This is a genomic window from Pseudoalteromonas sp. P1-7a, from assembly GCF_001401855.1.
Classification (GTDB): Bacteria; Pseudomonadota; Gammaproteobacteria; order Enterobacterales; family Alteromonadaceae; genus Pseudoalteromonas.
Genome location: NZ_LKDU01000005.1, coordinates 125,296 through 145,892, shown reverse-complemented (window position 1 = coordinate 145,892; position 20,597 = coordinate 125,296). Strand labels below are relative to the sequence as shown.

The window sequence follows — 20,597 nt, the reverse complement described above, 5'->3', positions numbered from 1 at the left end:
TCTTAAGAGCCACAAATATTTCCTACCTCAAATTACGGAGAATTCCAATGAAAGTTGCTGTATTAGGTGCTGCAGGCGGTATCGGTCAAGCGTTGTCTTTATTATTAAAAACAGGCTTACCAGCAGGTTCTGAATTATCACTTTACGATGTTGCACCAGTTGTACCAGGTGTTGCGGTTGACCTATCACACATCCCTACAGATGTTAAAGTAGCAGGTTTTGGCGCAGACGATTTAAATAAAGCGCTTGAAGGGTGTGATATCGTACTTATCCCAGCGGGTATGCCACGTAAACCAGGTATGGATCGTGCGGATTTATTTAACGTAAACGCAGGTATCATCAAAACATTAGCAGAAGGCATTGTTGCTAGCTGCCCTAAAGCATTAGTGGGTGTTATCACTAACCCAGTAAATGGCACTGTGCCAATCGTTGCTGAAGTATTCAAAAAAGCAGGTACTTACGATGCAAGCCGCGTATTTGGTATTACTACGCTTGACGTAATTCGTTCAGAAGCATTTGTTGCTGAGCTTAAAGGCGTAGACGTAGCATCAGTAAAAGTACCCGTAATTGGTGGCCACTCTGGCACAACTATTCTTCCTCTACTTTCTCAAGTTGAAGGCGTAAGCTTTACCGAAGAAGAAGTTGCTACACTAACTCCACGTATCCAAAATGCAGGTACTGAAGTAGTAAATGCTAAAGCGGGTGGTGGTTCAGCTACACTTTCTATGGGTGCTGCTGCAGCACGTTTTTGTATGTCTTTAGTTAAAGGCCTACAAGGTGAAGACGTAGTAGATTACGCATACGTTGCTGTTGAAAATGGTGATGCAGAGTACTTTGCTCACCCAGTACGTTTAGGTAAAAACGGCGTAGAAGAAATTATTTCTTACGGCGAGTTAAGCGCATTTGAAGAAAAAGCTAAAAACGATATGCTTGAAACGCTGAAAAAAGACATCAAAGAAGGTGTCGATTTCATGGCGTAATAGCCAAATTTCATACAAAAAAGCCTGCATATGCAGGCTTTTTTATTGCTCGAAAATTATTACCCTTTACTAATTAAGGGCTATGGCCTTAGTGATCTCGCTCTACAGCAATACGCGCTAGGCTTATTAATGCTTGCTTATACTGTGATTCAGCTAAAAAGTCTAAACAGGCTATCGCTTTATCAGCTTCTTGTTGCGCCTTTTGCATTGTAAATTCAAGCGCCTTGGTTTCTTTTAAAGCCGTTAAAATAGCCTCAAGGTTATCCATACCATTGCAATGTTCAATAGCATCTCGAATAAGGGCTCGTTGCTCATCACTACCATGCTGCATAGCATAGATTAATGGTAAGGTAGGTTTGCCTTCTGCTAAATCATCACCAATATTTTTACCTAACTGGTCAGCGTCTGCGTTGTAATCAAGCACATCATCAACTAATTGAAAAGCAGTACCTAAGTGCATGCCGTATAAGTTAAGCGCATCTAGCACACTATTATCTTGCTCGGTAATAATAGCCGCAAGCCCTGTAGCGGCTTCAAACAATTTAGCCGTTTTAGAATAAATAACCTGCATGTAACTTGCTTCGGTAGTGTTAGGGTCGTTGCAATTCATAAGCTGCAATACTTCGCCCTCGGCAATAACATTGGTTGCATCAGCAAGTACTTGCATAATCTGCATTTTACCAAGTCCCACCATCAGCTGAAATGAGCGGGTGTAAATAAAATCCCCAACTAACACGCTGGCAGCGTTACCAAATTCGGCATTAGCAGTAGGTGTACCACGGCGTAGGTTAGATTCATCAACAACATCATCGTGTAATAGCGTTGCAGTATGTATAAATTCAACAATTGTTGCTAAGGTAATGTGATCTTTACCTTGGTAGCCCAAAGCTCTTGCAGCCAATAGAGCAAGCATAGGGCGTACGCGTTTGCCACCGCTGTTAACGATGTACAGCCCAAGTTGATTGACTAACGCCACATCTGAGCGCATTTGCGCGTGTATAAGTTGATTGACGTCATTCATATCGCTTTCGATTAACGCCTGGATAGCTTTTATATCCATTGATCTCCGAGCCAATTTTTATGTGTGAACGGCGCCGATTGTACAACAAAAAATGCACTAGCTCGATATTTTGTGACGATTCATTAAAAAAACCGAGTTAAAAACCTGAATTAGTGCTTAATTAGCGTATTTAACTGTGTATTTAATAGACTTTTTGTGGCTGTTTATTATTCAGTTAGTAGGTTCTAGAGTAGGCATCACTGCACGGAAATTTATTTTATTTTTACGCTAAAAAGCGCTTGGCAACAGGGCAATTTAATATAAAATGGGGGAAATATTGAATTGCTCTCAATGCAGCTACTTTTTATTCATTTTAATTACAAAATAGGCTTGCTAGTTTTTATGCATTAGCGTAAACTTCGCGCCCTATCGAAGAATATTTTAGTTGCGTCGATTTGAGGGCGCACAGACGGAGTTAATTATGTACGCGGTTTTCCAAAGTGGTGGTAAACAGCATCGTGTGACTGAAGGTCAAACGATTCGTCTTGAAAAATTAGACGTTGAAACTGGTGCAGCAGTTGAATTTGATTCAGTACTTTTAGTTGCTGATGGTGAGAAAATCGAGATCGGTGTACCGTTCGTAAACGGTGGTAAAGTAACAGCTGAGGTTGTTTCACATGGTCGCGGTGAGAAGATTAAGGTTGTTAAATTTAGACGCCGTAAGCATTCTCGTAAGCAAATGGGCCATCGTCAATGGTTCACTGAAGTTAAAATCACTGGCATTAGCGCTTAATTAGAGGTACTTAGAAATGGCACATAAAAAAGCAGCTGGTAGTACTCGTAACGGTCGCGATTCAGAAAGCAAACGCCTAGGTGTTAAGCGTTTTGGTGGCGAATCAGTTCTAGCGGGTAGCATCATTGTTCGTCAACGTGGTACTCGTTTCCACGCTGGCGCAAACGTAGGTATCGGTAAAGACCACACTATCTTCGCAAAAGCAGATGGTAAAGTTCAATTTGAACAAAAAGGTCCTTTAAACCGTAAATACGTAACTATCGTAGCTGAGTAATCAGTAAGGTAGTAAAAAACCCCGCCTTTGCGGGGTTTTTTGTTTTCAGATGTATCAAATATATACCCAAGCCTGCATTTGTGTTGGCTTGGGTATATAATAGTTAAATTAAAGCCAATCCCTAAAGTGAGTAATCATGAAGTTTGTAGATGAAGTAGAAATTCGCGCAGAAGCTGGTGACGGCGGCAGCGGTGTCGTGTCTTTCCGTCGAGAAAAATATGTACCCGACGGTGGCCCGGACGGCGGTGACGGTGGAGACGGTGGTAGTGTTTATCTACAAGCTGATGAAAACTTAAATACCCTAATTGACTACCAGTTTGAGCGTTTTCACCGTGCAGAGCGTGGTACTAATGGTCAAAGCCGTAACTGTACTGGTAAAAAGGGCGAAGACTTAGTAGTGAAAGTACCTGTTGGTACACGTATTACCGATGTAGATACCCAAGAGGCGTTAGGTGATTTAACGCAGCATGGTCAAAAAATTGTGGTTGCAAAAGGTGGTTTCCATGGCTTGGGGAATGCACGTTTTAAATCAAGTACCAACCGTGCTCCGCGTCAAAAAACGTTGGGTACACCAGGCGAGGTTCGTAATCTTAAGTTAGAGCTTATGCTCCTTGCTGATGTAGGCCTTTTAGGGTTACCAAATGCAGGTAAATCAACGTTTATTCGTAGTGTATCGGCAGCAAAGCCAAAAGTAGCTGATTACCCGTTTACCACGCTGATTCCTAATTTAGGGGTTGTGCGTCCAGAGGCTAACAAATCGTTTGTAATAGCTGATATTCCGGGCTTAATTGAAGGTGCCTCAGATGGTGCAGGCCTTGGTATTCGCTTTTTAAAGCATTTAGAGCGTTGTCGTGTTTTGTTACACGTGATCGACGTTATGCCAGTTGATGGCTCGAACCCTGTTGATAATGCATTTGCGATTATTAACGAGCTACACCAATACAGCCCTAAGCTTGCAGAAAAGCCACGCTGGTTAGTGTTTAATAAAATAGACCTGTTACCTGAAGATGAAGCGCAAGCCTTGTGTGAACAAATTGCGCAAGAGCTAGGTGAAGAAGAAAACGTTTACCGTATTTCTGCAGTTAATAAGCTTAATACTCAGCCGTTAATTCACGATATTATGGCGTTACTTGATAGTATGCCTAAAGAGAAATTCGAAGAAATCGAAGATGAGGAAGTTGAGTTCAAGTGGGATACTTACCATCAAAAAGCGACCAAGAATGACGACGATGATTGGGACGACTGGGACGAAGACGACTACGATGTAGAAGTGGTCTACGAGCGTTAATAAATACATATTTTTAAAAAGGAGCTCAAGCTCCTTTTTTTATATTTTTAAGAATAAAGTATTAGGTATTTAATGTGATAATTTCAATGATTGCCGCTATGGCAAATAACCGCGTAATTGGTCTTGATAATAAAATGCCGTGGCATTTACCCGCCGATCTACAGCATTTTAAAAAGGTAACAACAGGCAAGCCTGTCGTTATGGGGCGTAAAACATTCGAATCAATTGGGCGCCCTTTACCAGGGCGTCGTAACATAATTATTACCCGTAATAGCCAGTATAGCGCCCAAGGTATAGAGACGGTTACTACCCCAGAGGCAGCGCTGGAGCTGGTTAAAGCCGAAGAGGAGGTAATGATTATTGGCGGTGGTAATATTTATCAGCAGTTTTTATCAAGTGCCGATCGTTTATATTTAACCTTTATAGATTTAGAGGTTGAAGGGGACACGCAGTTTCCAGATTACCAAGCGGTAGCAACGTGGAAAAACGTCGACGAACAGTCAAATAAACCCGATGAAAAGAATCAATATAGTTATAAATTCGTAACTTTATATAAAAAAGATTAACATTATTGCGAAACTTACAGTAGGTTGGTACAATATTAGACAATCAACATAGGTAAAAAGTACCATAAAGGGTGTTTCATGTTTAAATTGTCAAAGCTAATTGTTATTACAGCCGTTGCTGCTGGTTCGTTAATGTATACCGTGCCTGCTAAAGCCAATGACCAATTAGCAGTATCTATTTGTGAATATATCGCAGCTGATGATAAAAACCGTTTACGTAGTAAACTAAAGAGCTCACGTGTAAAAATTCGCAATATTTACGATGCTATTCAATGTAACGGTAATAACTTACTTCGTCATGCTGTAGCTAGTAACGCTGTTAACTCTGGCGAGTATATAGTTAAAAACTTATCAAAAAGCGCACTGTCTGATGGCGCTGATATAGCGTGGGCTGAAGGCAACGGCCACGGTGGTTCACCGTTAATTGCTGTAATTAAAGACCGTGCTGGCCTTTAATTAACACAATAAAATAAAAACCGCGCTGGTCGCGGTTTTTTTGTGCCTGGCGCTAGCTAATACACAGCGCTTTAATAAATAGCTGTATTAAGGCTATTTAATTTACTCACCCAAGTGATAAAACTCTCACCTTGTAATTAATCCGCGTTTCTTATCTTTAATAGTATATAAAGTAAGTCAATTTGTTTGATAATGTGATCGCTAAGCCTTTACTCGTATATTTGCCGCAAAAATACGTGTTTTCTCTGAGTTACATAAAATTGTCATAAATAGTTAATAGTCTACGCGCTTAAACAATAGGGGGTGTTATTTATGCGCGTTTCTTCTTTTACTCGGTTATTAGCTATTTTGCTAACGCTTGCTAGTATTTTATTGGCCATCACACTATTTTGGGCAAGCCAAACCTTACTTAAGCTTGAGCAACAAGACAGCGCATACAGTAAATTAAAAAACACGATTTTAGTGGATTTAGCCGGTGACTTAGGCAGTTATCTAGAACAAGGTGATAGCCAGTATTTAAATCAATCATCAGCCCTAATTGAGCAAGTGAAAACACAGCAACTCGCAATGCTCCCCTGGGTACTTGCTGAGCAATTAAATGAGCAGCTAAGTACGTTAGATACCGATATTAAAGGTAAGTACAGAGCGCTGGGAAAATTGTCGGGCAACGAAACGGCGTTACTTGATAATGCAATTCGCCAAATGGCCGGCTCAGCGTCGTCACTCATTGGTTATGCAAAAAAATCCCCTAATCAAAATAGCGATGCACAAGCTTATTACACACTTGGCGCTGATTATTATAACGAAGTGACCAACCTTGCCTTATTTACTTATCAACTCATCGTAAGCTACGACAGCAATACTGAACAAAGTTTGCAGCAAAGTATTGCTAATTTAAATGCGTTAGCAGCTAAAATAGAGCAACTCCCTAATTTAGGTGTAATGAGTGAAGTTGATGAAGATGCTTTATTTTTTGATGAAGAAGCTGAAGATTTGGCCGATGAAATAAAATCTGAAATTATAAGCTGGCCTAACCGCTACCCTCGCGATTTAGCCAACACAATAGCGCAATCCCAACAACGTGAAGCGGGCACTGATGAATTACGTGAGCAAATTAGCTTGCTCTCTAAAACCGTTATTAATGCAGAGCAGCAACTAAAACACGCACAAGGGGCGCTTAAAGAAAACGTATTTTGGGTATTTTGCTTTGCTATTGGCGCTTTGGTAATGCTAGCCGCGGGTGTTTATATTGTGCAGCGTAACCAAGTGCTCAACCCACTAAGGCAACTCAGAGACGGGTTTGCCTTTTTAATTGAAAGTAACGAGCTTAAAAACATTGAAAGTAAGAACCCAAAAACAGAGGTTGGCGAAATAGCCAGTTACTTTAATTTATTAATTGAACGACAGCGCAAAGAGGCGCAAGCGCGTGCCCAAATGCTAAAAGTGGTAAATGATTTTATGCAGCAAATGAGTGAACATTTGCAAACTATTAGTCATAAAGCGTCTACAAGTCATGGGCAAGTGGAGCAAAACCAACATTTACTTACCGATATTCAGCAAATCGGCGAGCAGGTAAATAATATTAATGCTCAAGTGGCAGATAACGCCCAACACACGTTTAGTGCTATGGAGCAAAGTTTAGGCTTTGCACAAAGCATGCTAAGTGCCAGTTCAGATACGCAAACACGGGTTGAACAAAGTATGCAAAACCTACAAGAGCTGCTTGCGGGGGTTGAAGGCGTTGGGCAAATTATTGAAGTGATCCGTAATATTGCCGAACAAACAAATTTACTCGCGTTAAATGCAGCAATTGAATCAGCACGCGCAGGCGAGCATGGCCGAGGCTTTGCTGTTGTAGCTGATGAAGTACGCCAGCTTGCCCGTCAAACTCAAGGTTCATTGAGCGATATTAATGAGCAACTCACACTACTGAGCGAAAAGTCGGGCACAGTATCTACACAAATTGCGGCCTTAGCCGATGGCGCACAATCGCAAACACAAAATGCACAAGAGCTAAAAGTAAATTCAGAAGGCGTGGCCGACAACGCTCAGCAAGCCAACAAGGTGGCCTTTGAAGCCATGGAGTTGGCTAAACAACAAAGTACTTTACTGAATAACTTTAGTCAGTCAATGCAAAGCATGAAAGGCCAAGTAAGTGAATCAAGCCTACTGGTTGATGATATTCGCGCTCAGCTTCAGCAACAAATACAGACGATAAAAGCGAATCTCGGTTTGTAAATTCAGCATTAAAACTTTGCTTTTAAGGGTGCTTTATAACGTTATACTGTGAGTACATTAATCAAATGCTTAAGGATTTATCATGATTGAACAAGGCCAAACGTTACCTGCAGTGACATTATCGCAATTAACCAATAAAGGTATGCAAACGCTTACTAATACTGAGCTTTTTAGCGGTAAAAAAGTTGTGTTATTTGCAGTGCCAGGAGCATTTACACCAACGTGCTCAAATGCCCATTTGCCTGAATTTATAACCCTTAGTGATAAAATTAAAGCTAAAGGTATTGCGGCAATTTACTGTGTATCAGTAAACGATGCGTTTGTAATGAAAGCATGGGGAGAGTCTCAAAATGCGCAAGAAATTGATATGCTTGCAGATGGCGATGCCAGTTTTACTAAAGCATTAGGCCTTGATAAAGACACCGGCGGTTTTGGTGGTACACGTTCTACGCGTTATGCAATGATTGTTGATGACAACGTAGTAAGCGGTTTATTTGTTGAAAAAGACAAAGAGTTTTTAGTGAGCCGTGCTGAGTCTGTGTTAGAAGCATTATAATCGATTTATGACGGCCCTAAGTGCATGCACTTAGGGCCATTTTAATTATGGCTGGTATTGTCCACTTAAAGTTAAACCTGAAAAGGTTCTATAAGCGTTAACGCTTAAATGCCATGTACCCGCTTGCGGATTACTAAATGTACATGTTTCTGCGTTGCCGTTTTTATAAGGACGACAATCGTAGCTAGATGCGGTAGGTTGGCTGCCAAACTTAACAAATAAGTCAGCATCACCTGTACCACCTGAGGTGGTGACTGTAAATGTACTCATTCCTGCTGGCACATCTAAAGTATAGTGCTTCCAATTACCTGTTGTAGCCGTTACATCGCTTACCGTGCCGCCACCGGCTTCTGGTGTAGTTGAACCGCCACCTGTTGAGCCACCTGTAATATTACCCACTAAACTAACGCCAGAGTATGCAGAATAGCCACGCAGCATTACATGGTATGTACCAGCGGTTGGGTTATCAATAGAACATTCTTCGCTATTACCGCCTTTATACGGACGACAATCGTAGCTTGATGTCGTTGGTTGGCTGCCAGCGCGCACGTATAAATCTGCATCGCCGCTACCGCCACTCATAGTAAATGTCACATTCGTTGCGCCACTTGGTACTGTCATTGTGTAATACGCTTGTGAACTTGCAGCACCGCTTAAGCCTGTTTTTGCTTCGCCATCTGTCAGTTCGCTATCGCCACCTGTAGGCGGTGTTGTACCGCCACTTGCTGCAGCTACTGCGGCTGCTGCATCAACAATACCCGTACCACAACTTGTACACGTTGCAGGGAAGGAGCGGGTGGTTGATTTTAAAATGCTTTCTATTTCATCTGGGGTCGCATTTGGTTTAGCTTGTTTTATCAGGGCAGCAACGCCGGCAACATGAGGCGCCGCCATTGATGTACCTTGAGAGAACGCATAGCTATCGCTTGATGGTGTAGATGAGCCAGAGTTATAGGTTGATAAAACCCCTTCAGAATCGTTTGCAAAGCTTTGTGCGCCGCCCGGAGCTGCAACATCAATATTGCTACCGTAGTTTGAATAATACGCTCGCCCGCCGTTACGTCCTACAGAGGCAACATTGACAACGCCGCTACAGTTACCTGGGTTATAGTTTGCTGAGTTATCGTTATCATTACCGGCAGCAATAACCACAACTGCACCATTACTGCGTGCCGTGTTAATAGCATTTTGTGTGGTAGAGCTACACGAGCCGCTGCCACCTAAACTCATGTTAATTACATCAGCAGGATTTGGGTTAGCAGGAATGCCCGATACACTTCCGCCAGATGCCCAAATAATGCCATCTGCGATATCTGATGTTAAACCACCACATTTACCAAGTACACGTACAGGCACCACTTTAGCGCCATAGGCCACACCGGCAACACCTTCACCGTTATTAGTAACAGCCGCAACCGTACCTGCTACATGCGTACCGTGCCAGCTTGAGCCTTGTGCACCGTTATTTCCACATTCGCCAGCAGCTACAGCATCACCCGGATCGCGTGCGTCACTGTCGCGACCGCCGCCATCGTTTGCTACCGATAGGTTAGAGATCATGTCGTAACCCGGTAAAATGTTAGCATTTAAATCAACATGTGGGCGGTAGCCAGTATCAAGTACCGCAACCACTACGCCACTTCCCGTTGCAGTATCCCAAGCCGTAGGTAAGTTTAGGCCGCCAGCTTGCTCATAGTAGTGCCATTGATCGCCGTAACGAGGGTCGTTAGGCGTTGCAAATGGTTTTAACATTTGATCCACTTCAATGTATTCAACATTGCCAGAATCAACCATTTCTTGCATAAATTCTTGTGCTTCTGCAGCGCTCAGTTTTTTGTCTGCGCGCATTACGTGGTGGTTATTAAGAGCCATAGCACGAATATACTTCGCTTTCACTTTGCCTTTTTTAGAAGCGAAATTTTTTACAAAGCGCTGAGCACGCTTTTTCATATTTGCGGGGCTAGCATCAGCTGACGAGATGCTTAACATATCGCTCGCGCTATCTTTATATTTAATAATAAACTGTGTTTCAAAGCCCGCTTGGGTTTGTAGCTTGGCTGAGGTTTCTGCCATTGAGGTTGAAACATCTTGAGCAACACTTGCAGATGCTGCAAATACCGTACTAATAGTGAGCGCGATAGCGCACCGCTTAAATGATTTACTTGTTGTCATAATTATCCCTAGTTGTTATTAGTCAATTCGTAATACTTGATTACGAAACAGAAACAAAGGTAAATGATCTGTTAACCTCTTTAAAATACCAATTACTTATGTACCTATTTCTTTTGGTTATAACTTAGGCAGTTAGCGGTTTTGCAGCATTTTAGTATTTGTTATTAAATAACAAAATAAGGTTTAAGTATTAGTGATTTTAACTACTTTAATATGGAGGGTAATTAAGCGTAATTACATTTGTTGCTATAAAATTAACAATAAATTCTGTTCAGGGTGTTTAGCTAAACTTTGCTATAATCGAGCAAATTTTTTAGTAAGGTAAAGTAATGAATCAAGTAGATGTAATTGTGATTGGCGCAGGTGCAGCCGGATTAATGAGTGCAGCACAGGCCGGTTATCGCGGGCGCAGCGTTACAGTGCTTGATATGGGTAAAAAACCAGGCCGAAAAATTTTAATCAGTGGCGGTGGGCGTTGCAACTTTACCAATGAAAATGCCAGTCCAGAGAACTACTTATGCAGTAACCCTCACTTTGTTAAATCGTGCTTAAGCCGTTACACGCAACATGATTTTATTGAGCTGGTAGACCGTCATGGCTTGGCTTATCACCATAAAACTTTAGGGCAGCTTTTTTGCGATAACAGCGCGCAAGATATAGTCGATATACTACTTACTGAATGCGAGTGGGCAGGTGTTACTATTAAATTGCGCAGCGAAGTGCTAAATGTGGCTAAAACCGACAACGGCTACCGTGTTACCACTGAACAAGAAACACTTACTTGTGAGTCGCTCGTTATCGCATCGGGCGGTTTAACAATGCCCAAACTAGGCGCCACTCCTATAGGTTATAAAATTGCAGAGCAGTTTGGCTTAAACGTACTACCTACCATGGCGGCGCTAGTGCCATTTACTTTGCATCAACACGATAAAGAGCGCTTTGAAGGGCTTTCGGGTATTAGCATACCGTGCGAAGTGTCAAGCGAAGACGGCACAGTATTTAAAGAGAATATTTTGTTTACCCACCGTGGTCTTTCGGGCCCTGCTATATTGCAAATAAGCTCATTTTGGCGAGCAGGGCAGGCAGTTACTATAAACCTACTCCCAGAGCTCGATTTAAAGCAGCAACTGGCCGATTGGCGAGAAACACAATCTCAAAAGTCATTAAAAAATAGTCTGGCAACTATTTTACCCAAACGCTTTATAGACATACTGCACGACAGTAAAGCCATTCCTGATTGTAATATTAATCAGCTTACCCATGCCCAAATAGATGAACTGGTAAATTATATTCACGCGTGGCAAATAAAGCCTAATGGCACAGAGGGCTATCGTACCGCTGAGGTAACGTTAGGCGGCGTTGATACCGATGAGTTAAGTTCTAAAACCTTTGAAGCTAAAAAAGCCAAAGGCTTATATTTTATAGGCGAAGTAACCGATGTAACAGGCTGGCTAGGCGGCTATAACTTCCAATATGCGTGGAGTTGTGGGTTTGCATGTGGGCAATACGCATAAGTATTTCAGCGTATTGTGATAGGCGAGATAAAAATATTACACTCTTAATTAAAGGTAACTTTGAAGAGTGTGATATCAGTGCGTATATTTTTGCTGTTAAGTATTGCCGCTACCAGTTTTAATGCATTAGCATCTGAAAACTACAGCGATCATGAAGTGTTTTGCTTGCAACAGCCCCAAACACACTGCTTAACTTATATTGAAACGCGCCTTAATAAAGCCCAAGGTAACCCTCCACAGTGGTTTAAACTAAAAACCTACCAATTTGATTACTACTACGACTACCAACAGTTCGAAAACTTACTTAACGCTATTACTCCGTTTTTAGAGCAAGATAAGCTGCCCGATGTATTTAAGCTACAAATGTATTTTTATTACGCTAAAGCACTTAATTATATTGGCAAAAAAGCAGAGGCTAAAGCGTATGCCGCAAAAGCGTTTACCCAGTTAGACGGTATTTATAATGCGTTTGGCGATCCGCTAAGGTTGGTGGAGTTGGCTAACTTGCATTATGTATTTGGGAGTAAAAAAGCCGCCATGCGTTTGCTAATAGATGCCGAGCAGCGCTTTGCAAAAAACAATGATCCTATTTTTCATTTAGAGCTGCATATTAACAAAGCGCATATTTACTTAAATTGGCAGCAATACAAGCAAGCTATACGTAGTAATTTAATGGCCTACAACGCCATAAAAAGCACAAATCATGACGCTAAAATAGTGCTTGCGAGTGGTAATTTGGCTTACAGTTATCATCAAAATAAAAATTATAAAGAGGCTATTAGCTATTATAAAAAAGCGTTTGATTACACAGAACAACAAAGTATTTACCACGCTATTTATAGCTTGCGCTTAGCGCAGGTATATTTACAAATAGGTAAAAAAGCACAAGCGAAAGAATGGCTTAGTAAAATTGATAGAAACGCCACTATGTTTGGTAAAGGGCATGCTGCATTGTATAGCAAGCTGCAACAAGCCCTTATTAAAAATTAGCTTACAACAGCTGCTTTATAAGGGGCGTTCACGCCGGCATATTGTGGGCCAAATATGCTTAAACCTTTAGGGCCTGTAAACTCCTTTGGCGCTGGTAAAATTACAACGGCTACATGCATGCTTACCTCGTAATTAGGATTAGTAATGGGTGTGCCTGTTTGGCTGTTAATACAGCATATTAAATCAGGAATAGTTACGTGCACTTCCTCATTTAAAAACGCGGCCATATTTTCGTTTTTAACCGTTATTTTGTAGTTGTTATTTACAAATTCGCCTAACCCTTTAAGTGTTACCTCACCTAGGGTAAATCCCTCTACGGTGTTGAATTCAAATGCGCTTACCTCGCCTTCAAAGGCAACAAAACCACCACCATGCTGTGCGATTACTTGCTCGGTATTAGCGTGCTGTTCGTTGGCTTTTCGCATTGCTTTACCGAGTTTGAGTGCTTTACTAATAGTGCCGTGAATGACTGCATCCTTCATTTGCTCAATTGGTAAAATATGGTCAATAGCAGCTATGTCGTTACGGCTAATTTTAGCCAGCGCTCGCACGACGGTTTCGGCGCGTAAGTCATCCATTACATTTTCGCAAATAAAGCACTCACCAAATTCATTCGCGGTAATAATGGGCGCTGCGGGTAAGTTATTTAAATAATAGGTTGAATGGGTGATCTCCGGTACTGCGCGCCCCGCGGGGTCGGCATCAATAATATAGCCGTCAAACATTGCTGCTAAGTAAAACGATACTGCGGTATTAGAGCCGCCAAGCTCACAACAAATAGTGCCATAAATAGCATCATTACCTGTGTACTGTAGTGCGCGCTCATAAGCGGACAAAATAGCATGTTTATTGGTACGGGGCAGGTTTGCATAAGCGCGCTCTTCTTGTTCACTTAAAGGTGATATTGCCCCTAAAATATAAGGTGTACATACCAGCTCCCCTGGCGGTACTTCATCAGCACTAATTAGCTTAAAGGTTTTACCCTGTGCGAGTGCTTCATCAATATAGGCAATGCCTTCACTTAACTCACCGCCGCCGCCAGTGCCTAAAATGGCGCAGCCATATAAAATATCAATAAGTTGTTCACGATTAAGAATTTGCATGTGTGTATCGCTATTAGTTAACTAAAAAAAACAGCAGGCGCTCAAAGGCATACCTGCTCTATAAGGTGAAATACATTAAAAGTCGTAGCTTAGCTCTATGCCGTAACTGCGTGGCTTATTAGGTTGGCGGGCAAGCTCGGTTACACCATCGCCAAATAAGAAAATATCTTCAATGGCGCGCTCATCCGTTAAGTTGTCTACGTAAACTTGAACGCTCCATTGGTCTGACTTAAGTCCTACACCTGCATTTAGATAGGTATAACGCGACGACTCAACATCAGGAATATCAATATTGAATGTTTTAGGGCCTTCAATTAATAGCTCAGCACGCGAGAACAGAGACCACTCTGCGTTTAGTACTAGGTTATGATTTGCCGACAGTCCGTAGTTATATTCAGGCACCCAAAATTGTGGCCTGCCAGAAAGCTCAGGACGTAGTGCAAAGCGTTTAATTTCTGAATCGATAATGCCAGCGCTAAAATTAATACTTAGATTGCTGGTGGCAGCGTATGCAGCTTCAAGTTCTAAGCCTTTGGTTTGCACTTCATCAATAGAGAGATTTTCTAGGGTGAAGGTATCTACATTAAATTGGGTAAATTGCGCATCATCTTGCTCAATAATAAACGCGGCACCATTAAGGGTAACTTTGTTATTAAACAAAGCGGTTTTAAAGCCTATTTCGTAACTGTCAGAAATTTCTTTATCGAAGGTGCGGCTAATACCGTCGGCCGGCTCGTTAAAGCCCCCACTTCTAAAGCCACGGGAGTAGCCGGTGTAAAGCAGTAGGTCGTCATTCATCTGGTACGCCAAGGTAACTTTAGGTTGTAATTGGCTAAACGATTTTTTAGCGTAAGTGGCGTCTTTATTGGTTGGCTCGAACGACTCGCGGGTGTCGTGATCGTAGCGCATTGCACCGGTGAGCTCTAACTGCTCGTTTATATCGTAGTTAAATTGCCCAGCAAGCGCCCATGCATCGCTGCTGTTGTTATCGATAATTGAAAGGTAGGGATCGTCGCTGGCAAAATCTGCACGCGTTAAAATTTCGGCATCGGTAAAATCATCATAAAATAATACCGCAGTATCGCGGTCGCGCTGTTGATAAAACGCCGACACTGACCATCTAAATGCCTGATCCGTCTGGGATATAAATCGTGATTCTACCGTTAATGATTCAATATCGTATAACCCTTCAGTACCAAATGGAGCTCTAAAAAAGCCATCTTCGTCAATAAAAGTGGCATCGGCAGAGTAGTCGCCATCGTAAAAGTGCTCGTTTTCTGAATTGCTATACGCGGTTACAAACTCAAACTTACCTAAATCATAATGTTGGGTAAGCTTAGCGCTTAGCTCATACACATCACGCTCATCTTGGTTAATAATATTTTGTGAGGTATTAATTGAAAAGTCTTCAATGGTGTCATCGCTCACCCCTTGGTAGTAAGCAAACCCAGCTTCGCTTGAGGTGTATTTGCCTTTTAGATTTATTGAGGTGTCTTCGTTTAGCTCAAACTCTAACTGAGAAAAAACCGATTGCTCTTTTAACGGGTCGGCGTAATCGCCTGTATAGGTATTTTTAATTAGCCCATCGGTATCTTTAATGTAACCACCGGCTCTAAAGTAAGCGGTGTTTTCATCATTAAGCGAGCCCGATATAACCGCATTCAAATTATAGGTGTTGCCATTACCTATTGAGCCTTTAATTTTACCTTCAAAGTCTTCAATGGGTTTTTTCGTTGTCACAATAACCGCACCACCAATGGCGCCTCGGCCATACAGTGCGCCTTGAGCACCACGCATAACTTCAATACGCTCAATATCAACTAGGTCTTGGTTTATAAACTCTAAATCGGGGGCGGTAACACCATCAACTACAAACGCTAATGGTGGATCGCCAACCTGTGGTGTAATTAAGCCACGAATAGTAATACGGGCTAGGCCGGGTCTAAAATTATCGAGCTGCGATAAGTTGGGCGTTAAATTAGCAACATCACGAAAGTTAGTAATACGTGATTTTTCGATTGTCTCGGCGCTAAATGCGGTAACAGAGTCGGGCACATTTTGTATCGACTCAACACGCCCGCGCGATATTACCGAAATTTTTTCTATGGTGTCAGTTACTGTTTGTTGTTGTTCTTGCGCATGCACATAGTTTATGCACGACAGAGTAACTGCCGATGCTAATAGTGTTTTACGAAAGCGTATTTTGTTGTATCTGCTCATGTTCTATGTCCTAATGTGACTATCATGGTGATGTTACTTAGTGATAAACATTGTCGCTTTTTCAGACAAAATAATATTTTGTAAAGCCTTAATACAGCACACACAAATTGCTGAAAATAACGCTTAAGCGCGTAATTTTATGTATTTGTTGACCTTAAATTTACAAAATTAATTATTATTAAATGTGAAACCGGTTATGAAAAAAACGATAAAAATAGACAGGTACAATCAAAAAATACTGGCAATTTTGCACCTTACTGCAGACCTAACAAATGTCGAATTAGCTGAGCAAGTTAACTTATCGCCCAGTGCGTGTTTTCAGCGAGTAAAAGCGCTAAAAGAGGCGGGATACTTTAGAACCTTTCATGCGGATATTAATTTAGAGCAAATTTGTGAGCATGTATTTGCCTACATGGAATTTACGCTAGAGGATAACAGCCTAGCAGCACGGCGTAAGTTTTTAGCTGACATACACAACATTCCCGAAATAATGGATTGCATGCAGCTAAGTGGTGATATTGATTATATTTCTTTTTGTTGCTTTGCCGATATTCAAGCACTTAATGCAATGTGCGACAGGCTAACCGGCAGTTCACAATATGCAATTAAAAAGCTGACTACACGCATAGTGCTTGAGCGCGCTAAGTTCTTTTTAGGCTACCCGCTGGAAAAACTTAAATGGCGAGACGAAATGAAAGTAGACGATGAAGAGTAGCCCCCTAATTTAGATTAATAAAAAGGCGCTTTATGCGCCTTTTTATTGTTTAAAGTTATTGCTGAATAACCGGTTTGGGCGCGATGGCTTTTGCAAATAGGGTATAAATAACGGCCGTTAATAAAATGGCGTCAATCACGGTAATACCACTCATTGATACGTTAAATAAAGCGCCATTACACACCGCATATGCCGCGCCTGCAAACCATGCGCTAAACGCGGGAAGTGAAAAGTTAGCGTTATTTGCCAAAGCAGCTGCGCTATAAGCTTGGGGTTTAATAAACAGTGCATCAACAATAATTACGCCCGCTACCGGTATAAAAATATCAGACAAAAACGCTAAAAAGCTTATAAACATATCTAAAATATTAATAAAAGCAGCGCCAATTCCCACCAAACCTAATAACACAATAACCCACTTTTTATGCCAATGCGGGAAGGTAGCCTCCACGCTAAGTGCGGTACTGTACAGGTTTAACGAATTTAAAATCCAGCTGCCTGCTATCACAATAAAAAAAGCTGAAAACCCTAAATTAAGCGCAAGCATTAAGCTTAATATTTCAGTTTCTTGCATGGCAGCTGCGGCAAATACAGCCACAAAAATAACCAAAAGCTCAATAACCATATACGCAATAAACGAGGTGTACACGCCGCCACGTTTTTGCTTAGAAAAACGGGTTATATCGGGCAATATTATTGCGCCAATAATAACGCCGCCAACAATGGCAGCTACACCATCTTCAAGAGAAAGCGTTGCTGATTTTTCTAAATTAATAAAATCAACCAGTGGCATACTATCGAGTGCGCCAAATAGCATCATGGCAGTGACTGCAGCCAAAATAGGGATCATGATAGAGGCCAGTACGTTAATCGCTTTAAACCCATACAATGTGGTTATGAGCATGGCGCAACCTGCGACTATATCGATCGGCCATTCGGGCACAATAATATTAAACTCAGCGCTAAGTAAGCGCACCACCGCATTAGAAAACAAATCAATATTTACGCCAAACCAGCCAATTAATGATAAAGCAAAGGCAATATTGACGATGCCCGCGCCAGCATTACCAAACGCTATTTTTACCAATAGATAAGAGCTTAAGCGGCTTTTCACACCTATGGTGCCCATGGCGCCACCAATAATGGTTAAAATAAGTGAGCCAATAACTAATGCCCAAAGCGTGTTGCTCACACTTGAGCTTTGATGTATTTCCAGGCCGGTGATAAAGGTGGGTAGCGAAAAGCTGAGCATTGCGGCTATGGCTGCAATACGTGGCCAAGCAACAAGTTCGCTGGTATTAATACTGTGAGGGTCGTTCCCGTTTGGCATTGCCTGTTTCTCTTTTTTATTATCTTTTATATTACTATACGCCGCTGGCGTGCAAAATTTTTTACTATTAGGTGTTTATTCAAAATATGAGGTTTTAAAAGCAGGGCATGTACAAAATTATATTTTGTGGTGATTATTATGTATTTGAAAAGCGCTACAAACTAGGCAAAAAAAACCGCCAACATGGCGGTTAAAAGGTCTACACAACAAAATATAACTACTTTTTCGTTATTTTAATAACGCCAACACATCAAAGCAGGCACCCATAGTATGGTAATCAGTTTTACCAATAGGGCTTTTTTCGGTATCTATTTTTTTGTTATCTACGCTTAAAATTCTAAACCACGCACCATATTGATGATCAACCAAGTGCTGCCATGAATACTGCCAAATTTTGTCATACCATTGCTGGTATTTTTCATCACCTGTGGTTTCATAAAGGTAGGCTGCACAACACAGTGTTTCGGCTTGTACCCAAAAGTACTTGTCGTCATCGCATATGCTTTTATCTGGCGCAAACCCATAACAAATACCGCCGTGTTGTTTATCCCACGCAACATCTATTGACTCATCAAATAAAGCTTTGGCGCGTTCTACAAGCCAGGTTTGTGGCTTATGCTTATTTAAAAACATTAATAGTTTTGACCACTCAGTTTGGTGACCTGGTTGAAAACCCCACGGGCGAAATAAATTTTTAGGGTCGTTTTTGTTGTACTCTAAATCAACCTGCCAATTTATATCGTAGTGCTCCCAAATAAGCCCGCCCATTAAGTTAGCCTGACGGTTAACCATGTTGTCGGCAAGTGTGAGCGCACGATTTAAAAATAGCTCATCTTGAGTGGCTTCATAAGCGGCAATAAGTGCTTCGCAGGTATGCATGTTGGCATTTTGGCCGCGATATGCATCGCACTGAGTAAATTCACTGTTGTGCTGATCTTTATATAAACCGGCTGTTGCATCCCAAAAATGTGTTTCCATTGTTTGAAATGTATCGTTTAGGTATTCGCGCGCCTGCGTAACACCTACGCGGTACGCCCAGCTGTAGGCTAAAATCACGAACGCAAAGCCATAACAGTGGTTGGTATCATCAAGTACAGTGGCGTTACCTTGATCAACACTCAATAGCCAATTGTAGCCGCCTGTTTGCTCAACAAAGTGGTGCTTACGAATAAACTCAATACCCGATTTAACACGGTTTAGGTACTTTTCGTCATTAAAGGTTTGGTACGCACGTGCATAGTTAAATACAAAGCGGGTAGAGCTTACTAAGTGGCGGGTTTGCTTATCAAACACCTCACCATTATCCGAAAAGTTTTGGTAAAAACCGCCGTGCTCATCGTCAATGTTTGGCTCATAAAACGCCAGTGTATCGGCAATATGTTGTGTTAAAAATTCGCGGCTTTTAAAGTTATCAGGTGTGTGGCTCATAGTGCGCTCCTAAAATCGTTAAGCGATTTTTCGTTAGGTAAGGAGGTAAACGCTCCTTTATAAGATGCGGCATGGGCACCACATAACGAAGCAAATTCAAAAATAGTTGTGAGTGTTTCGGGGTTATTGCAAAGCTTACTAAAAGAGCTAGGTGTCAGGTTTTGTAAGCCTAGTTGATACAGTAACCCACCTACAAATGCATCACCTGCGGCGGTGGCATCAACCATAGTTACTTTTTGTGGGATAAGCGTTTGCTTGGTATTTTTGGTATACCAGTGCATTGGGTTGCCTGCATCGGTAACCACAAATAACTCACAGCCATTATTAAGCGTGTGAGCAATAAATTCTTCACCCGTTTGCTCAGCGGCTAAATACTCAAGTTCTTCTTTTGAGGCCTTAATAATAGAGCAGTGTTTTAGTAAGGGTAAAATATGCTCACGTGGATTGGCATTACTTGGCCATAAGTTGAGGCGTAAGTTAATGTCAAAACTGACAATTGAGTTATTTTGCTTGGCAAATTCAACCCCATACGCGGTGGTTTTACGTATGCGCTCGTCGGTTAAGGTGTTTGAGCAAATATGGAATATGTCACATTGCTCAAACCATTCACTGCTAAAGTCATCATTACTAAAGTGTAAGTCGGCGGTGTTATCGCGGTAAAACTCAAACGTGCGGTCGCCGTCGCTATCAAGTGATACAAACGCAAGGGCGGTTTTGGCTTGGCTTGTAAAGCGCATAAAGTCGGTTTTTACACCTTGCTCTTTTAGGGCGTTGTGTAGAAAACTGCCAAAACTGTCGGTGCTTAGCATGCCGGAAAAGTAGGCGTTACCACCTAGCTTTGCAATGGCTACGCTTACGTTTGCAGGTGCGCCACCTGCAAACTTAGTAAATGCTTCGTGCTCGCTATTGTTTTGACTTAATTTATCTGAGAGTAAATCAACGAGTACTTCACCAAAACATATTGTGTGTTTCAT

General features: G+C 41.7%; 18 protein-coding genes. 11 read left to right on the top strand and 7 right to left on the bottom strand.

Features of this window, described 5'->3' with window-relative positions; all coding sequences use genetic code 11:
- Positions 1–47 precede the first annotated feature (47 nt).
- A complete protein-coding gene (gene mdh / locus AN389_RS05960; RefSeq protein WP_055019444.1) occupies positions 48–980 on the top strand; it encodes a malate dehydrogenase in 933 nt (310 codons plus the stop codon).
- An 88-nt stretch (positions 981–1,068) separates the two neighbouring features.
- On the opposite strand, the gene ispB is transcribed toward mdh, so the two are convergent.
- Positions 1,069–2,040, bottom strand: coding sequence for an octaprenyl diphosphate synthase (gene ispB / locus AN389_RS05955; protein ID WP_055017550.1), 972 nt, complete (start codon positions 2,038–2,040; stop codon positions 1,069–1,071).
- Between the two features lie 421 nt (positions 2,041–2,461).
- Here ispB and rplU point away from each other — a divergent pair, with 421 nt between their 5' ends.
- From rplU to AN389_RS05920, 7 genes are all read left to right on the top strand, one after another.
- Complete coding sequence (gene rplU, locus AN389_RS05950) at positions 2,462–2,773, top strand: 50S ribosomal protein L21 (protein WP_004587921.1); 312 nt, start codon at positions 2,462–2,464, stop codon at positions 2,771–2,773.
- 16 nt (positions 2,774–2,789) lie between these two features.
- A complete protein-coding gene (rpmA, locus tag AN389_RS05945) occupies positions 2,790–3,047 on the top strand; it encodes a 50S ribosomal protein L27 (RefSeq protein WP_004587922.1) in 258 nt (85 codons plus the stop codon).
- Between the two features lie 136 nt (positions 3,048–3,183).
- Positions 3,184–4,335, top strand: a complete 1,152-nt coding sequence (gene cgtA, locus AN389_RS05940; protein WP_055014271.1) for an Obg family GTPase CgtA — start codon at positions 3,184–3,186, stop codon at positions 4,333–4,335.
- Between the two features lie 74 nt (positions 4,336–4,409).
- Positions 4,410–4,901, top strand: coding sequence for a type 3 dihydrofolate reductase (gene folA / locus AN389_RS05935; RefSeq protein WP_055014270.1), 492 nt, complete (start codon positions 4,410–4,412; stop codon positions 4,899–4,901).
- A gap of 78 nt (positions 4,902–4,979) precedes the next feature.
- Positions 4,980–5,357, top strand: coding sequence for a DUF3718 domain-containing protein (locus AN389_RS05930; RefSeq protein WP_055014269.1), 378 nt, complete (start codon positions 4,980–4,982; stop codon positions 5,355–5,357).
- A gap of 312 nt (positions 5,358–5,669) precedes the next feature.
- Positions 5,670–7,595, top strand: a complete 1,926-nt coding sequence (locus tag AN389_RS05925) for a methyl-accepting chemotaxis protein (protein ID WP_055017549.1) — start codon at positions 5,670–5,672, stop codon at positions 7,593–7,595.
- Between the two features lie 82 nt (positions 7,596–7,677).
- A complete protein-coding gene (locus AN389_RS05920; protein WP_055014267.1) occupies positions 7,678–8,151 on the top strand; it encodes a peroxiredoxin in 474 nt (157 codons plus the stop codon).
- Positions 8,152–8,196: 45 nt separating this feature from the next.
- On the opposite strand, the gene AN389_RS05915 is transcribed toward AN389_RS05920, so the two are convergent.
- Positions 8,197–10,323 (bottom strand): S8 family peptidase, encoded by a 2,127-nt coding sequence (locus AN389_RS05915; RefSeq protein ID WP_055017548.1) that lies wholly within the window; start codon positions 10,321–10,323, stop codon positions 8,197–8,199.
- 329 nt (positions 10,324–10,652) lie between these two features.
- On the opposite strand from AN389_RS05915, the gene AN389_RS05910 reads away from it, so the two are divergent.
- Complete coding sequence (locus AN389_RS05910) at positions 10,653–11,837, top strand: NAD(P)/FAD-dependent oxidoreductase (protein WP_055019443.1); 1,185 nt, start codon at positions 10,653–10,655, stop codon at positions 11,835–11,837.
- Between the two features lie 78 nt (positions 11,838–11,915).
- Complete coding sequence (locus AN389_RS05905) at positions 11,916–12,827, top strand: lipopolysaccharide assembly protein LapB (protein WP_235575953.1); 912 nt, start codon at positions 11,916–11,918, stop codon at positions 12,825–12,827.
- On the opposite strand, the gene AN389_RS05900 is transcribed toward AN389_RS05905, so the two are convergent.
- Together AN389_RS05900 and AN389_RS05895 are read right to left on the bottom strand one after the other, a co-directional pair.
- Complete coding sequence (locus AN389_RS05900) at positions 12,824–13,930, bottom strand: DUF917 domain-containing protein (RefSeq protein WP_055019441.1); 1,107 nt, start codon at positions 13,928–13,930, stop codon at positions 12,824–12,826. The genes AN389_RS05905 and AN389_RS05900 overlap by 4 nt on opposite strands.
- 75 nt (positions 13,931–14,005) lie before the next feature.
- Positions 14,006–16,150 carry a TonB-dependent receptor gene (locus AN389_RS05895; protein ID WP_055019440.1) on the bottom strand — a complete coding sequence of 715 codons (2,145 nt, stop codon included), beginning with the start codon at positions 16,148–16,150 and terminating at the stop codon, positions 14,006–14,008.
- Between the two features lie 196 nt (positions 16,151–16,346).
- On the opposite strand from AN389_RS05895, the gene AN389_RS05890 reads away from it, so the two are divergent.
- Complete coding sequence (locus tag AN389_RS05890) at positions 16,347–16,865, top strand: Lrp/AsnC family transcriptional regulator (protein ID WP_055014245.1); 519 nt, start codon at positions 16,347–16,349, stop codon at positions 16,863–16,865.
- 55 nt (positions 16,866–16,920) lie between these two features.
- Here AN389_RS05890 and AN389_RS05885 read toward each other — a convergent pair whose 3' ends face one another.
- The 3 genes from AN389_RS05885 to AN389_RS05875 form a co-directional block, all read right to left on the bottom strand.
- Entirely contained in the window at positions 16,921–18,195 is a 1,275-nt protein-coding gene (locus tag AN389_RS05885; RefSeq protein WP_055014244.1) for a cytosine permease, read from the bottom strand.
- A 228-nt stretch (positions 18,196–18,423) separates the two neighbouring features.
- Positions 18,424–19,623: an AGE family epimerase/isomerase gene (locus AN389_RS05880; protein ID WP_055019439.1), complete on the bottom strand. Its 1,200-nt coding sequence runs from the start codon at positions 19,621–19,623 to the stop codon at positions 18,424–18,426.
- Positions 19,620–20,597 (bottom strand): carbohydrate kinase, encoded by a 978-nt coding sequence (locus AN389_RS05875; RefSeq protein ID WP_055014242.1) that lies wholly within the window; start codon positions 20,595–20,597, stop codon positions 19,620–19,622. The genes AN389_RS05880 and AN389_RS05875 overlap by 4 nt, the downstream gene beginning before the upstream one ends.

Coding starts and splice junctions, on each gene's coding strand:
- mdh (WP_055019444.1), top strand. CDS start 48: ATGAAAGTTGCTGTATTAGGTGCTGCAGGCGGTATCGGTCAAGCGTTG.
- ispB (WP_055017550.1), bottom strand. CDS start 2,040: ATGGATATAAAAGCTATCCAGGCGTTAATCGAAAGCGATATGAATGAC.
- rplU (WP_004587921.1), top strand. CDS start 2,462: ATGTACGCGGTTTTCCAAAGTGGTGGTAAACAGCATCGTGTGACTGAA.
- rpmA (WP_004587922.1), top strand. CDS start 2,790: ATGGCACATAAAAAAGCAGCTGGTAGTACTCGTAACGGTCGCGATTCA.
- cgtA (WP_055014271.1), top strand. CDS start 3,184: ATGAAGTTTGTAGATGAAGTAGAAATTCGCGCAGAAGCTGGTGACGGC.
- AN389_RS05930 (WP_055014269.1), top strand. CDS start 4,980: ATGTTTAAATTGTCAAAGCTAATTGTTATTACAGCCGTTGCTGCTGGT.
- AN389_RS05925 (WP_055017549.1), top strand. CDS start 5,670: ATGCGCGTTTCTTCTTTTACTCGGTTATTAGCTATTTTGCTAACGCTT.
- AN389_RS05920 (WP_055014267.1), top strand. CDS start 7,678: ATGATTGAACAAGGCCAAACGTTACCTGCAGTGACATTATCGCAATTA.
- AN389_RS05915 (WP_055017548.1), bottom strand. CDS start 10,323: ATGACAACAAGTAAATCATTTAAGCGGTGCGCTATCGCGCTCACTATT.
- AN389_RS05910 (WP_055019443.1), top strand. CDS start 10,653: ATGAATCAAGTAGATGTAATTGTGATTGGCGCAGGTGCAGCCGGATTA.
- AN389_RS05900 (WP_055019441.1), bottom strand. CDS start 13,930: ATGCAAATTCTTAATCGTGAACAACTTATTGATATTTTATATGGCTGC.
- AN389_RS05895 (WP_055019440.1), bottom strand. CDS start 16,150: ATGAGCAGATACAACAAAATACGCTTTCGTAAAACACTATTAGCATCG.
- AN389_RS05890 (WP_055014245.1), top strand. CDS start 16,347: ATGAAAAAAACGATAAAAATAGACAGGTACAATCAAAAAATACTGGCA.
- AN389_RS05885 (WP_055014244.1), bottom strand. CDS start 18,195: ATGCCAAACGGGAACGACCCTCACAGTATTAATACCAGCGAACTTGTT.
- AN389_RS05880 (WP_055019439.1), bottom strand. CDS start 19,623: ATGAGCCACACACCTGATAACTTTAAAAGCCGCGAATTTTTAACACAA.
- AN389_RS05875 (WP_055014242.1), bottom strand. CDS start 20,597: ATGAAACACACAATATGTTTTGGTGAAGTACTCGTTGATTTACTCTCA.